At 56.6% G+C, this 15396-nt stretch carries 10 protein-coding genes; 8 read left to right on the top strand and 2 right to left on the bottom strand.

From position 1 onward, the window contains the following. Window positions 1-19: 19 nt before the first annotated feature. A complete protein-coding gene (locus KE671_RS23125; RefSeq protein ID WP_125368594.1) occupies window positions 20-79 on the bottom strand; it encodes a type I toxin-antitoxin system Ibs family toxin in 60 nt (19 codons plus the stop codon). Between the two features lie 278 nt (window positions 80-357). On the opposite strand from KE671_RS23125, the gene KE671_RS19875 reads away from it, so the two are divergent. From KE671_RS19875 to yegS, 8 genes are all read left to right on the top strand, one after another. After that, window positions 358-1605 carry an MdtA/MuxA family multidrug efflux RND transporter periplasmic adaptor subunit gene (locus KE671_RS19875; RefSeq protein WP_206164286.1) on the top strand — a complete coding sequence of 416 codons (1248 nt, stop codon included), beginning with the start codon at window positions 358-360 and terminating at the stop codon, window positions 1603-1605. After that, window positions 1605-4727, top strand: coding sequence for an MdtB/MuxB family multidrug efflux RND transporter permease subunit (gene mdtB, locus KE671_RS19870; RefSeq protein WP_206164389.1), 3123 nt, complete (start codon window positions 1605-1607; stop codon window positions 4725-4727). Before KE671_RS19875 ends, mdtB begins: the two co-directional genes overlap by 1 nt. Then, window positions 4728-7808 carry a multidrug efflux RND transporter permease subunit MdtC gene (mdtC, locus tag KE671_RS19865; protein WP_206164285.1) on the top strand — a complete coding sequence of 1027 codons (3081 nt, stop codon included), beginning with the start codon at window positions 4728-4730 and terminating at the stop codon, window positions 7806-7808. After that, window positions 7805-9217: an MFS transporter gene (locus KE671_RS19860; RefSeq protein ID WP_206164284.1), complete on the top strand. Its 1413-nt coding sequence runs from the start codon at window positions 7805-7807 to the stop codon at window positions 9215-9217. The genes mdtC and KE671_RS19860 overlap by 4 nt, the downstream gene beginning before the upstream one ends. Then, window positions 9217-10620, top strand: a complete 1404-nt coding sequence (gene baeS / locus KE671_RS19855; RefSeq protein ID WP_206164283.1) for a two-component system sensor histidine kinase BaeS — start codon at window positions 9217-9219, stop codon at window positions 10618-10620. The genes KE671_RS19860 and baeS overlap by 1 nt, the downstream gene beginning before the upstream one ends. Then, a complete protein-coding gene (gene baeR, locus KE671_RS19850) occupies window positions 10617-11339 on the top strand; it encodes a two-component system response regulator BaeR (RefSeq protein WP_206164282.1) in 723 nt (240 codons plus the stop codon). Before baeS ends, baeR begins: the two co-directional genes overlap by 4 nt. Window positions 11340-11505: 166 nt before the next feature. Continuing rightward, a complete protein-coding gene (gene yegQ / locus KE671_RS19845) occupies window positions 11506-12867 on the top strand; it encodes a tRNA 5-hydroxyuridine modification protein YegQ (RefSeq protein WP_206164281.1) in 1362 nt (453 codons plus the stop codon). Window positions 12868-13262: 395 nt separating this feature from the next. Next, window positions 13263-14162, top strand: a complete 900-nt coding sequence (yegS, locus tag KE671_RS19840; protein WP_206164280.1) for a lipid kinase YegS — start codon at window positions 13263-13265, stop codon at window positions 14160-14162. On the opposite strand, the gene fbaB is transcribed toward yegS, so the two are convergent. Beyond that, window positions 14159-15211, bottom strand: coding sequence for a class I fructose-bisphosphate aldolase (fbaB, locus tag KE671_RS19835; RefSeq protein WP_206164279.1), 1053 nt, complete (start codon window positions 15209-15211; stop codon window positions 14159-14161). The genes yegS and fbaB overlap by 4 nt on opposite strands. Window positions 15212-15396: the final 185 nt, after the last annotated feature.

Genomic DNA, 15396 nt, shown 5'->3' with positions numbered 1-15396 from the left:
TTCCCCTCCCCCTGGTGTCTTAGTAAGCTGGTAAGCTAATGACTAAGAGTATCACCAGTATGATGACTGGCCTCATCATAACCCTTTCCTTATTTTGGCCCCTTCCTCGGGAGGGGTTTTCCCGTTTCAGCGTCCTGCTGAAATCCGTGGCTTACCTCCTTTTTGCCGTGCCGCCACTGTAGCGCACAATTTCTCATGCGATTTTTTCAGCGATGATTGTTGCGTAACGCCTCGCAAAGCGCGCCGCCATTCGGATGAATCCGTACCGGGTTTCATAATTCCTCCATTTTTCTCCCTTGATGGCTGACTAAACTAGTATCATTCCGCGAAACGTTTCAGGATGAGAAACTCATAACGATGAAAGGCAGTAACAAATCCCGCTGGGTGATAGCCATTGTGGTGGTCATCGCCGCCATTGCCGCATTCTGGTTCTGGCAAAACCGGGGCGAACCGCAGAGCACCGCCCCCGGCGCTACCGGGCAAGCGAAGCCAACGGCTGGCGCAGGTCGTCGCGGTATGCGCTCGGGTCCACTCGCGCCGGTGCAGGCCGCGACCGCCACGGAGCAGGCCGTTCCGCGTTATCTCACCGGACTGGGCACGATCACCGCTGCCAACACTGTCACCGTACGTAGCCGCGTGGATGGACAACTGCTGGCGCTTCATTTCCAGGAGGGTCAACAGGTTAAAGCCGGTGACCTGCTGGCGGAGATCGATCCCAGCCAGTTTAAAGTGGCACTGGCACAGGCGCAGGGAGTCCTGGCGAAAGACAAAGCCACCCTCGCCAACGCGCGCCGCGATCTGGCCCGTTACCAGCAACTGGTCAAGAGCAACTTAGTCTCCCGACAGGAGCTGGATGCCCAGCAGGCACTGGTGAGCGAGTCAGAAGGTACGATTAAGGCCGATGAAGCCAGTGTCGCCAGCGCACAACTGCAACTCGACTGGAGCCGCATCACTGCGCCGGTCGATGGTCGCGTCGGCCTGAAACAGGTCGATATCGGCAATCAGATTTCCAGCGGCGATACCACCGGTATTGTGGTGATCACCCAGACGCACCCCATCGATTTGGTGTTCACTCTACCGGAAAGCGATATCGCCACCGTGGTGCAGGCCCAAAAAAGCGGACAGCCGCTGGTTGTTGAAGCCTGGGATCGAACCAATTCGAAAAAGCTCAGCGCAGGTGTATTGTTGAGTCTGGACAACCAGATCGATGCCACAACCGGGACGATCAAAATCAAAGCTCGCTTTGATAACCAGGATGACGCGCTGTTCCCGAACCAGTTTGTGAACGCGCGGATGCTGGTCGACACAGAACAAAACGCCGTGGTGATCCCGACTGCCGCTCTACAAATGGGCAACGAGGGGCATTTCGTCTGGGTGCTGAACGATGAAAACAAAGTCAGTAAGCATCTGGTCAAAACGGGCATTCAGGACAGCCAGAAGGTGGTAATCAGCGCCGGGATTTCAGCAGGCGACCGCGTCGTCACCGACGGAATTGACCGCCTGACGGAAGGGGCGAAAGTGGAAGTGGTGGAAGCACAGACCGCCACCACAACCGATGCAAAAGCCACCAGCCGCGATTACGGTAAGAAAGGAGTACGCTCGTGATGCAGGTATTACCTCCAGGCAGCACTGGCGGCCCGTCGCGCCTGTTTATTATGCGTCCTGTCGCCACCACGCTGCTGATGGTGGCGATTCTCCTCGCCGGGATTATCGGCTATCGTTTCCTGCCCGTTTCCGCGCTACCAGAGGTGGACTATCCCACTATTCAGGTGGTGACGCTGTATCCAGGCGCCAGCCCGGATGTGATGACCTCTGCGGTCACCGCACCGCTGGAACGCCAGTTCGGTCAGATGTCTGGGTTGAAACAGATGTCGTCGCAAAGCTCCGGCGGCGCGTCGGTGGTGACGCTCCAGTTCCAGTTAACCCTGCCGCTGGATGTAGCCGAACAGGAAGTTCAGGCGGCCATTAACGCCGCCACCAACCTGCTGCCGGGCGACCTGCCGAACCCGCCGGTCTACAGCAAGGTCAACCCTGCCGATCCGCCGATCATGACCCTGGCGGTGACCTCTACCGCCATGCCGATGACCCAGGTGGAAGACATGGTCGAGACCCGCGTAGCGCAGAAAATCTCCCAGGTCTCCGGCGTCGGGTTAGTGACGCTCTCCGGCGGTCAACGTCCGGCGGTCCGCGTGAAGCTCAATGCGCAGGCCATTGCCGCGCTGGGCCTGAGCAGTGAAACCGTCCGCACGGCGATTACCGGCGCCAACGTCAACTCCGCCAAAGGTAGTCTTGATGGCCCCATGCGGGCGGTGACGCTCTCGGCGAACGATCAAATGCAGTCTGCCGACGAATACCGGCAACTCATCATTGCTTACCAGAACGGCGCGCCGGTTCGTCTGGGCGATGTTGCTACCGTTGAACAAGGGGCGGAAAACAGCTGGCTCGGTGCATGGGCAAATAAAGAACAGGCCATTGTGATGAACGTTCAGCGCCAGCCTGGCGCTAACATCATCTCAACGGCAGACAGCATTCATCAGATGCTGCCACAGCTCAAAGAGAGCCTGCCGAAATCGGTGAACGTAACGGTACTGTCTGACCGCACCACCAATATCCGCGCCTCGGTGAGCGACACCCAGTTCGAGTTAATGCTGGCTATCGCGCTGGTCGTGATGATCATCTACCTGTTCCTGCGTAATATTCCCGCCACCATTATTCCCGGCGTTGCCGTCCCGCTATCGCTGATAGGGACCTTTGCCGTCATGGTGTTTCTCGATTTCTCCATCAACAACCTTACGTTAATGGCGCTGACCATTGCCACTGGCTTTGTGGTGGACGATGCGATTGTGGTGATCGAAAACATTTCGCGTTACATCGAAAAAGGGGAAAAACCGCTGACGGCAGCCCTCAAAGGGGCGGGAGAAATCGGCTTTACCATTATCTCGCTGACCTTCTCGCTGATTGCAGTTCTGATCCCGCTGCTGTTTATGGGCGATATTGTGGGACGTCTGTTCCGCGAATTTGCCGTAACGCTGGCGGTGGCGATTTTAATCTCTGCCGTGGTGTCGTTAACCCTGACGCCAATGATGTGCGCCAGGATGCTGAGCCAGGAGTCACTGCGTAAGCAAAACCGCTTCTCCCGCGCGTCGGAGAAAATGTTTGACCGTGTGATTGCCGGTTACGGACACTGGCTGGCGAAAGTGCTGAACCATCCGTGGCTGACGCTGAGCGTGGCGCTGGGCACCCTGCTGTTAAGCATCATGTTGTGGGTGTTCATTCCGAAAGGCTTCTTCCCAATCCAGGATAACGGCATCATTCAGGGCACGTTGCAGGCGCCACAGTCCAGCTCCTTTACCAGTATGGCCCAGCGCCAGCGGCAGGTGTCGGACGTAATACTGAAAGATCCGGCGGTTGAAAGTCTGACCTCTTTCGTCGGCGTCGATGGTACCAACCCGTCGCTGAACAGCGCGCGTCTACAAATCAACCTGAAGCCGCTCGACGAACGTGATGACCGCGTCCAGAAAGTGATCGCCCGTTTACAGGAGGCGGTAGCAAGAGTGCCGGGTGTCGAGCTGTATCTGCAACCGACGCAGGATCTGACGATCGATACCCAGGTCAGCCGCACCCAGTATCAGTTCACCCTACAGGCCACTTCGCTGGATGCCCTCAGCACGTGGGTGCCACAGTTGATGGAGAAACTACAGGCGTTGCCGCAGCTTTCTGACGTCAGCAGCGACTGGCAGGATCAGGGCCTGGTGGCCTATGTGAATGTCGATCGTGACAGCGCCAGCCGGCTGGGGATCAGCATGGCGGATGTCGATAACGCGCTGTATAACGCTTTCGGTCAGCGTCTGATTTCCACGATCTACACCCAGGCGAATCAATATCGCGTGGTGCTGGAACACAATACCGACAACACGCCTGGGCTGGCGGCGCTCGATTCGGTACGTCTGACCAGCAGCGACGGCGGCATGGTGCCACTCAGCGCCATCGCCAAAATTGAACAGCGCTTTGCACCGCTCTCGATCAACCATCTGGATCAGTTCCCGGTCACCACTATCTCGTTTAACATCCCGGACGGTTATTCGCTGGGCGATGCAGTTCAGTCGATTCTGGATACCGAAAAAACGCTGAATCTGCCAGTGGATATCACCACCCAGTTCCAGGGCAGTACCCTCGCCTTCCAGGCGGCGCTGAGCAGCACCATCTGGCTGATTGTCGCGGCGGTGGTGGCGATGTATATCGTGCTCGGCGTACTGTATGAAAGCTTTATACACCCGATCACCATTCTCTCTACGCTACCCACGGCTGGCGTCGGAGCGCTTCTGGCGCTGATGATTGCCGGTAGTGAACTGGGCGTTATCGCCATTATTGGCATCATTTTGCTCATAGGCATCGTGAAGAAGAACGCCATCATGATGATCGACTTTGCCCTTGCCGCCGAGCGCGAACAGGGGATGGCACCACGCGAGGCAATTTTCCAGGCCTGTCTGCTGCGTTTTCGTCCGATCCTGATGACCACGCTAGCGGCGCTGCTGGGCGCACTGCCGCTGATGCTGAGTACCGGCGTGGGGGCAGAGCTGCGCCGTCCGCTGGGGATCGGTATGGTGGGGGGATTACTGGTCAGCCAGGTGCTGACGCTGTTCACCACCCCAGTTATCTATCTGCTGTTTGACCGCCTGTCGCTGTACATGAAACACCGATTCTCTCGCCGGGAAGAGGAGGCGTAAATGAAGTTTTTCGCCCTCTTCATTTACCGTCCGGTGGCGACGATTTTAATCTCTCTCGCCATCACGCTCTGCGGCGTGCTGGGGTTTCGACTGTTGCCTGTCGCCCCGCTGCCGCAGGTCGATTTTCCGGTGATCATGGTCAGCGCGTCGCTGCCGGGAGCCTCGCCGGAAACAATGGCGTCATCCGTCGCAACGCCGCTGGAGCGCTCGCTGGGACGCATTGCCGGTGTCAGTGAGATGACCTCCAGCAGTTCGCTGGGCAGCACGCGCATCATTCTACAGTTTAATTTCGATCGCGATATCAACGGGGCGGCGCGAGATGTGCAGGCGGCGATTAATGCGGCGCAAAGTCTGCTGCCAAGCGGCATGCCTGGCCGACCAACTTACCGCAAAGCCAACCCGTCGGACGCGCCGATCATGATTCTGACGCTGACCTCGGAGACATACTCGCAAGGTGAGCTATACGACTTCGCCTCAACCCAACTGGCGCAGACCATCGCGCAAATCGACGGTGTCGGCGACGTTGATGTAGGCGGCAGCTCGTTGCCCGCCGTGCGCGTCGGGTTGAATCCACAGGCGCTGTTTAACCAGGGCGTCTCGCTGGATGATGTCCGTACCGCCATCAGCAACGCTAACGTGCGCAAACCGCAAGGGGCGCTGGAAGATAACACGCATCGTTGGCAGATCCAGACCAATGATGAACTCAAAACGGCGGCGGAATATCAGCCACTGGTGATTCACTACAACAATGGTGGTGCCGTACGGCTGGGTGATGTCGCCACGGTGACAGATTCGGTGCAGGATGTTCGAAACGCCGGGATGACCAACGCCAAACCGGCGATTTTGCTGATGATCCGCAAACTGCCGGAAGCCAACATTATCCAGACGGTCGACAGCATTCGGGCCAGACTCCCGGAATTGCAGTCCACCATCCCGGCGTCGATTGATATGCAAATTGCCCAGGATCGCTCGCCGACCATCCGCGCCTCACTGGAAGAGGTTGAGCAGACGCTAATCATTTCCGTAGCGCTGGTCATTCTGGTGGTCTTCTTATTCCTGCGCTCCGGACGCGCTACGCTTATCCCCGCCGTGGCGGTTCCGGTTTCGTTAATTGGCACCTTTGCCGCGATGTATCTGTGCGGATTCAGCCTCAATAACCTGTCTCTGATGGCACTAACCATCGCGACTGGCTTTGTGGTGGATGACGCCATCGTGGTGCTGGAAAATATCTCGCGCCACCTGGAAGCCGGAATGAAACCCTTGCAGGCTGCGCTTCAGGGGACTCGCGAAGTCGGCTTTACCGTGTTGTCCATGAGCCTGTCGCTGGTCGCCGTGTTCCTGCCGCTACTGCTGATGGGCGGACTGCCAGGGCGATTACTGCGAGAATTTGCCGTCACGCTTTCGGTAGCAATTGGTATCTCACTGCTGGTGTCGCTCACGCTCACCCCGATGATGTGCGGCTGGATGCTGAAATCCAGCCAGCCGCGGGAGCAGAAACGGCTGCGCGGATTTGGCCGCATACTGGTCGCGCTGCAACAGGGTTATGGTAAATCGCTGAAATGGGTGCTCAACCATACGCGACTGGTCGGCGTGGTGCTGCTCAGCACCATCGCGCTGAATATCTGGCTCTACATTTCGATTCCGAAAACCTTCTTCCCGGAGCAAGACACCGGCGTACTGATGGGCGGGATTCAGGCTGACCAGAGCATCTCGTTTCAGGCGATGCGCGGCAAGCTCCAGGACTTTATGAAGATCATTCGCGACGACCCGGCGGTGGATAATGTCACCGGTTTTACCGGCGGCTCACGGGTCAACAGCGGGATGATGTTCATCACCCTTAAGACCCGCGACGAACGTCGGGAGACCGCGCAGCAGGTGATCGACCGTCTGCGAGTGAAACTGGCAAAAGAGCCTGGCGCCAATCTGTTCCTGATGGCGGTACAGGATATTCGCGTCGGCGGCCGCCAGTCCAATGCCAGCTATCAGTACACGCTACTGTCAGACGATCTGGCCGCGCTACGCGAATGGGAACCGAAAATCCGCAAAGCCTTAGCCGCCCTCCCCCAACTGGCGGATGTCAATTCCGATCAACAGGACAACGGGGCGGAGATGAATCTCATCTACGATCGTGAAACCATGTCGCGACTGGGCATTGACGTGCAGGCGGCTAACAGCCTGTTGAACAACGCCTTTGGTCAACGGCAGATCTCCACCATCTATCAGCCGATGAACCAGTATAAAGTGGTGATGGAAGTCGATCCGCGCTACACCCAGGACATCAGTGCGCTGGAAAAAATGTACGTCATTAACAGCGACGGCAAAGCGATTCCGCTCTCCTGGTTTGCCAAATGGCAACCGGCGAACGCGCCGCTGTCGGTGAATCATCAGGGGCTGTCGGCGGCGTCGACCGTCTCCTTCAACCTGCCTACGGGCTCCTCGTTATCAGAAGCCAGTGACGCCATTCATCGGGCGATGACCCAACTTGGCGTGCCGTCCAGCGTGCGCGGCAGTTTTGCCGGGACCGCGCAGGTCTTCCAGGAAACAATGAATTCCCAGGTGATCCTGATTATTGCCGCGATCGCCACGGTCTATATTGTGCTCGGCATGCTGTATGAAAGTTATGTCCACCCGCTGACTATCCTCTCCACCCTACCTTCTGCTGGGGTGGGCGCACTATTGGCACTGGAGATTTTCGATGCCCCGTTCAGCCTAATCGCGCTGATAGGGATCATGCTATTGATTGGCATCGTGAAGAAAAACGCCATCATGATGGTCGATTTTGCGCTGGAAGCGCAGAGGCATGGCAATCTCACTCCGGAACAGGCGATTTTCCAGGCCTGTCTGCTGCGATTTCGCCCGATTATGATGACCACATTGGCCGCGTTGTTTGGCGCGCTGCCGCTGGTGCTTTCCGGCGGTGACGGTTCTGAACTGCGTCAGCCGCTGGGGATCACTATTGTTGGCGGTCTGGTGATGAGCCAGTTGTTAACGCTCTATACCACCCCGGTGGTGTACCTCTTTTTCGACCGTCTGCGGCTGCGTTTTGCGCGTAGACGCCGTAAACCGATAACAGAGACATGACAGAACTTCCCAACAGCACCCGCTGGCAACTGTGGATTGTGGCATTCGGCTTCTTTATGCAGTCGCTGGATACCACCATCGTCAATACCGCGCTTCCCTCGATGGCGAAAAGCCTCGGGGAAAGCCCGCTGCATATGCACATGGTCGTGGTCTCGTATGTGCTGACCGTGGCGGTCATGCTGCCTGCCAGCGGTTGGCTGGCGGACAAAGTGGGTGTGCGGAATATTTTCTTCACCGCCATTGTGCTGTTCACACTGGGCTCGCTGTTTTGTGCTGGGTCCAGCACGCTGAATGAACTGGTCATGGCGCGGGTGTTACAGGGCGTCGGCGGTGCCATGATGGTTCCGGTTGGCCGGCTGACGGTGATGAAGATTGTCCCACGCGAGCAGTACATGGCGGCGATGACCTTTGTTACCTTGCCCGGTCAGGTCGGTCCGCTGCTCGGTCCAGCGCTGGGCGGTATCCTCGTGGAATACGCCTCCTGGCACTGGATTTTCCTGATCAATCTCCCGGTCGGTATTATTGGCGCTATCGCCACGCTAATGCTGATGCCCAACTACACCATGCAAACCCGGCGCTTTGATCTCTCGGGTTTTCTGCTGCTGGCGGCGGGGATGGCGATGTTGACTATTGCGCTGGATGGCAGCAAAGGGATGGGAATTTCGTCGTTCGCGCTCGGCGCGCTGGTGGTGTGCGGCGTGGTGGCCATTTTGCTCTACCTGAAGCACGCCAAAGATAACCCTCGGGCGTTGTTCAGTCTTCACCTGTTGTGCACGCCGACCTTCTCGCTGGGGCTGTTTGGCAGCTTTGCCGGACGCATCGGCAGCGGAATGTTGCCTTTTATGACGCCAGTATTTTTGCAGATCGGCCTCGGTTTTTCCCCGTTTCACGCTGGCCTGATGATGATCCCCATGGTACTGGGCAGTATGGGTATGAAACGGATTGTCGTCCAGGTGGTTAACCGTTTTGGCTATCGACGGGTGCTGGTCGCCACTACGCTGGGACTGTCGGTGGTCACTCTGTTGTTTATGTCCACCGCCCTGCTTGGCTGGTATTACGTGCTGCCGCTGGTGCTGTTTGTTCAGGGCATGGTCAACTCGACGCGTTTCTCCTCCATGAACACCCTGACCCTGAAAGATCTGCCGGATGAGTTAGCCAGCAGCGGGAACAGCCTGCTGTCGATGATCATGCAATTCTCGATGAGTATCGGCGTCACCGTTGCCGGTCTGCTGCTGGGGATGTTTGGACAGCAGCATATAACGGTGGACAGCGGAACGTCGCATACCGTCTTTATGTACACCTGGCTGTGTATGGCCTTTATCATTGCTTTACCCGCCGTGATCTTTGCCCGCGTCCCGAATGATACCCACAAAAATGTCGTCATCGCGCGACGCAAAAGGAGAACCTGATGAAGCTCTGGCGACCCGGTATTACCGGCAAACTGTTTCTGGCGATTTTCGCCACCTGCATTGTGTTGCTGATCAGTATGCACTGGGCGGTGCGCATCAGCTTCGAACGAGGGTTCATTGATTACATCAAAAACGGCAACGAGCAGCGGTTGACCATGCTCAGCGACGCGTTAGGCGAACAGTACCAACAGCACGGCAGCTGGCGTTTTCTACGCAATAACGACCGCTTTGTGTTTCAGATCCTCCGCTCCTTTGAACATGACAAAGACGACGACAAATCCGGGCCCGGCATGCCGCCACACGGCTGGCGCACCCAGTTCTGGGTGGTGGATCAGGATGCACATGTCATGGTCGGTCCGCGCGGTCCGGTTCCTGGAGACGGCACGCGGCGGCCCATTCTGGTGAACGGCCAGGAGGTCGGCGCCGTCATTGCCTCCCCTGTTGAACGCCTGACGCGTAACACCGACATCAATTTTGATAAACAGCAGCGACGCACCAGTTGGCTTATTGTGGCGCTCTCAACCCTGCTGGCGGCGCTGGCGACCTTTCCACTCGCGCGCGGACTGTTGGCCCCGGTCAAACGACTGGTCGAAGGCACGCACAAACTGGCTGCGGGGGATTTCACCACCCGTGTTGCTGCCACCAGCGCCGATGAGCTGGGCAAACTGGCGCAGGATTTCAACCAGCTCGCCAGCACGCTGGAAAAGAACCAGCAGATGCGTCGGGACTTTATGGCCGATATCTCGCATGAGCTGCGCACGCCGCTGGCCGTCTTGCGCGGTGAGCTGGAGGCGATTCAGGATGGGGTGCGAAAATTCACGCCGGAGTCAGTGGCCTCGTTACAGGCGGAAGTGGGTACGCTGACCAAACTGGTCGACGATTTGCATCAGCTTTCGATGTCTGACGAAGGCGCGCTGGCCTACCAAAAAACCACTGTCGATTTGATCCCACTGCTGGAAGTGGCGGGCGGCGCATTTCGCGAACGTTTTGCCAGCCGTGGACTGAAGTTAGCATTTTCCCTGCCTGATAGCGCCACCGTGTTCGGCGACCGCGATCGCCTGATGCAGTTGTTCAACAATCTGCTGGAAAACAGCCTTCGTTACACTGATAGCGGCGGCGGCTTACGTATCAGCGCAGAGCAGCGCGACAAACGCGTCCTGATCACCTTCGCCGACTCCGCACCAGGGGTCAGCGACGAGCAGTTGCAGAAGCTGTTCGAACGATTCTACCGCACCGAAGGTTCGCGCAACCGCGCCAGTGGGGGCTCCGGACTGGGACTGGCAATTTGCGTCAACATTGTCGACGCGCATAATGGTCATATCCACGCTGCCCATTCGCCTTTTGGCGGGGTTAGCATTACAGTAGAGCTACCGCTGGAACGCGATTTACAGAGAGACGTATGACTGAGTTACCCATTGATGAAAACACGCCACGCATCCTGATTGTGGAAGATGAACCCAAGCTGGGACAGTTACTTATCGACTATCTGCGTGCCGCAAGCTATGCCCCGACGCTGATCGGCCATGGCGATCAGGTCCTGCCTTATGTGCGCCAGACGCCGCCGGATTTGATCCTGCTGGATCTGATGCTGCCGGGTACCGACGGCCTGACGCTGTGCCGCGAAATCCGTCGCTTCTCCGAGGTGCCGATCGTGATGGTCACCGCTAAAATCGAGGAGATTGACCGCCTGCTGGGGCTGGAAATTGGCGCGGATGATTACATCTGCAAACCCTACAGTCCGCGTGAAGTTGTCGCCCGCGTGAAAACCATATTGCGCCGCTGTAAGCCACAGCGTGAACTCCAGCAGTTAGACGCAGAAAGTCCGTTGATTGTCGATGAAAGCCGTTTTCAGGCCTCCTGGCGCAGTAAAATGCTCGACCTGACGCCCGCAGAATTCCGCTTGCTTAAAACGCTGTCTCACGAGCCGGGAAAAGTGTTTTCCCGCGAGCAGTTGCTGAATCATCTCTATGATGATTATCGCGTGGTCACCGACCGCACCATCGACAGCCATATCAAGAACCTGCGCCGCAAGCTGGAAGCGCTTGACGAAGAACAGTCGTTCATCCGCGCGGTGTATGGTGTCGGGTATCGCTGGGAAGCAGATGCCTGCCGGATTGCCTGACGCGGCAGCGCAAAAAGTGGCCCGATAACGCCCCTTCATCGGGCCCGGCGTTTCCCTTTACCTCCCTGCTCCGCAGCGCTACAATGCCCGCCCTTAACGTGAGGACTCTCCTCTAGCCGCTTCATCAGGTGAAGCGGATCTGACCTGTCATCAGAACGAGAACATTATGTTTAAACCGGAACTCCTTTCCCCGGCGGGAACGCTGAAAAACATGCGTTACGCTTTCGCCTATGGCGCAGATGCCGTTTACGCTGGCCAGCCGCGCTACTCTCTGCGTGTGCGCAATAACGAATTCAATCACGAGAATCTACAGCGCGGCATTAATGAAGCCCACGAGCTGGGGAAAAAATTCTACGTGGTGGTCAATATCGCACCGCATAACGCGAAGCTGAAAACCTTTATCCGCGATTTGAAGCCGGTGGTGGAAATGGGCCCGGATGCCCTGATCATGTCTGATCCAGGGCTTATTATGCTGGTGCGCGAGCACTTCCCGGACATGCCGATTCACCTCTCCGTCCAGGCAAACGCCGTGAACTGGGCGACGGTAAAATTCTGGCATTCGATGGGGCTGACCCGCGTGATTCTGTCGCGCGAGCTGTCGCTGGAAGAGATTGAAGAGATCCGCAACCAGGTACCGGAGATGGAGATTGAGATCTTCGTTCACGGCGCGCTGTGCATGGCCTATTCCGGCCGCTGTCTGCTCTCCGGTTACATCAATAAGCGCGACCCGAACCAGGGCACCTGCACCAATGCCTGTCGTTGGGAATATAACGTTCAGGAAGGTAAAGAAGATGTGGTCGGCAATATCGTCCACAAATACGAGCCGATCCCGGTACAAAATGTGGAGCCGACGCTGGGTATCGGCGCGCCCACCGACAAAGTGTTTATGATTGAAGAGGCCCAGCGTCCGGGTGAATACATGACCGCGTTCGAAGACGAGCACGGCACCTACATCATGAACTCGAAAGATCTGCGCGCCATCGCCCACGTTGAACGCCTGACGCAGATGGGCGTGCACTCGCTGAAAATCGAAGGCCGTACCAAATCCTTCTACTACTGCGCGCGTACCGCACAGGTGTATCGTAAAGCGATTGACGATGCCGCTGCCGGCAAACCGTTTGACCCGCAACTGCTGGAAACGCTGGAAGGTCTGGCGCACCGTGGCTACACCGAAGGGTTTCTGCGTCGCCACACTCATGACGATTATCAGAACTACGAATACGGCTACTCGGTTTCCGAGCGTCAGCAGTTTGTGGGCGAGTTTACCGGTGAGCGCAAAGGTGATCTCGCCGCCGTGGCGGTGAAAAATAAATTCTCCGTCGGCGACAGCCTGGAACTGATGACCCCGCAGGGCAACGTGAACTTCACGTTAGAACAGATGGCAAATGCCAAAGGCGAACCAATGCCGGTGGCGCCGGGTGACGGTTATACCGTATGGATCCCTGTCCCGCAGGATCTGATGCTGGATTATGCGCTGTTAATGCGTAATTTCTCCGGCGAATCGACGCGTAATCCGCACGCTAAATAGTTAATCAGGGTTATTTTTTCACGCCAGGATGAATCTTAGAAACCGATCACATACCGCTTCGTTCATTAAGGGTATTATCCGTTTCGCTGAAAAACATAACCCATAAATGCTAGCTGTACCAGGAACCACCTCCTTAGCCTGCGTAATCTCCCTTACGCAGGCTTATTTTTTTGCGGCCTAATCGCGGTACTGATGCGTTGGCTGCACTCACTCACCCTGGTCACATAGTCATTCTATGCTCCCAGGGATTCGTTCATTTGCCGCCTTCCTGTACCGCGATTTAGTTTGCAAAAATAGTATATTGTGTGCGTATTTTAAGCCTGTTCTGACCTCCCCTTTTCGTTTCTGCTATACACTTTCTTCAGGGCTTTCAAAAACAAACAGGCAAAAAAGGAATGGATCATTTCCCCTCAAGCGTATTGATTCTGAATGGTAAAAGTGCTGATAACCCCGTGCTGCGTGACGCCATTGGGCTGCTCCGCGACGAAGGGGTAGAGATCCACGTTCGCGTCACCTGGGAAAAAGGCGATGCCGGGCGCTATGTCGAAGAGGCCCGCCGTCTGGGCGTTAAAACGGTGATCGCCGGCGGCGGCGACGGCACCATTAATGAAGTGTCGACGGCGCTGATTCAGTGCGAGGGCCCCCATATTCCGGCGCTGGGTATTCTGCCACTGGGTACCGCCAATGACTTTGCCACCAGCGTCGGGATCCCCGAAGAGTTAGATAAAGCGCTGAAGCTGGCGATTGTCGGTAACGCCATTGAGATTGATATGGCGCAGGTCAACGATAAGACCTGTTTTATCAATATGGCGACCGGCGGTTTTGGTACGCGTATCACCACCGAGACGCCGGAAAAACTGAAAGCGGCGCTGGGCGGCGTGTCATACATCATTCATGGCCTGATGCGCATGGATACCCTGAAACCGGATCGCTGTGAAATTCGTGGTGAAAATTTCCACTGGCAGGGTGATGCGCTGGTGATTGGGATCGGTAATGGACGTCAGGCCGGTGGCGGTCAGCAGTTGTGTCCGAATGCGTTGATCAACGACGGTTTACTGCAACTGCGAATTTTCACCGGGGAAGAGATTCTGCCCGCGCTGTTTTCCACCCTGAAACCGCAGGAGGAAAACCCCAATATCATCGACGGTGCTTCGGCCTGGTTTGAAATCCAGGCACCGCATGACATTACCTTTAATCTCGATGGCGAACCGTTGAGCGGACAGGAGTTTCATATCGAAATCCTGCCCGCCGCGTTACGGTGTCGACTGCCACCGGACTGTCCGCTATTGCGTTAAGCAATCGTCACTTTGTTATCGAGATAGACATCCTGCACGGCGTTGATCAGTTTCACGCCGTCAGCCATCGATTTTTTGAAGGCTTTACGTCCGAGGATCAACCCCATTCCACCCGCACGTTTGTTGATGACCGCCGTGCGCACCGCGTCGCTCAGGTCAGTTTCGCCGCCCGCGGCACCACCGGAGTTGATCAACCCGGCACGACCCATATAGCAGTTTGCCAGTTGATAGCGCACCAGATCGATCGGGTTCTCCGTGGTCAGTTTGCTGTAGACGCGATCGTCGGTATAGCCATAATTTACGGCCTTGTATCCGCCGTTATTTTCCGCCATTTTCTGTTTGACAATATCCGCGCCAATGGTTGCCGCCAGATGGTTCGCCTGCCCGGTTAAGTCGGCGGAGACATGGTAATCGACGCCATCTTTCTTAAACGCGGAATTTCGCAGATAGGCCCACAGCACGGTGACCATGCCCAGTTCATGCGCTCGTTCAAAAGCAGCGGAAATCTCTTCAATCTGGCGACGTGACTCTTCAGAACCAAAGTAGATGGTTGCGCCTACGGCCACCGCCCCCAGATTGAACGCCTGCTCCACACTGGCGTACAGCGTCTGGTCGTAAGTGTTCGGATAGCTGAGGGTTTCGTTATGGTTGAGCTTTACCAGAAACGGAATGCGATGCGCGTAACGGCGCGAGACGGAAGCCAGTACGCCATAGGTTGAAGCCACACAGTTACATCCGGCTTCGATCGCCAGTTCAACGATGTTTTTTGGGTCGAAATAGAGCGGGTTGGCGGCAAACGACGCACCTGCCGAGTGCTCCACCCCCTGATCGACCGGTAAAATGGACAGATAACCCGTTCCCCCCAGACGCCCGGTGTTATACAACGTCTGCATGTTACGCAGTACCGCAGGCGGACGGTTATTGTCCACCATCACACGGTCGACGTAATCATGTCCGGGCAGATAGAGTTGGTCAGAGGATATGGTCATGCAACGATGCTGTAAGAGGCTGTCGGCGTCTTTGCCAAGCAACTGCGCAATATCAGTCATAGTTATGCTCCCGTAAGTTCCGAAGGCGTCGGAATGTGGATTGTCCTGACCCGCGTTTTGCGGGCAGCCATAAGTCTGGTACCGACCGGCCATTTTTTCCATCTTTCGGGGATTTTTCAGCGTTATCCGCTGGCACGATTCACCGACGGAAAAGTGTTAAGAAGGTCAAGGTTTCGCCTCAAAGG

Origin of the sequence: Citrobacter amalonaticus (assembly GCF_018252635.1) — a bacterium.
GTDB lineage: Bacteria > Pseudomonadota > Gammaproteobacteria > Enterobacterales > Enterobacteriaceae > Citrobacter_A > Citrobacter_A amalonaticus_E.
Note: the sequence above shows the minus strand (reverse complement) of the source record. Positions and strands in the feature narration are given on the sequence as shown.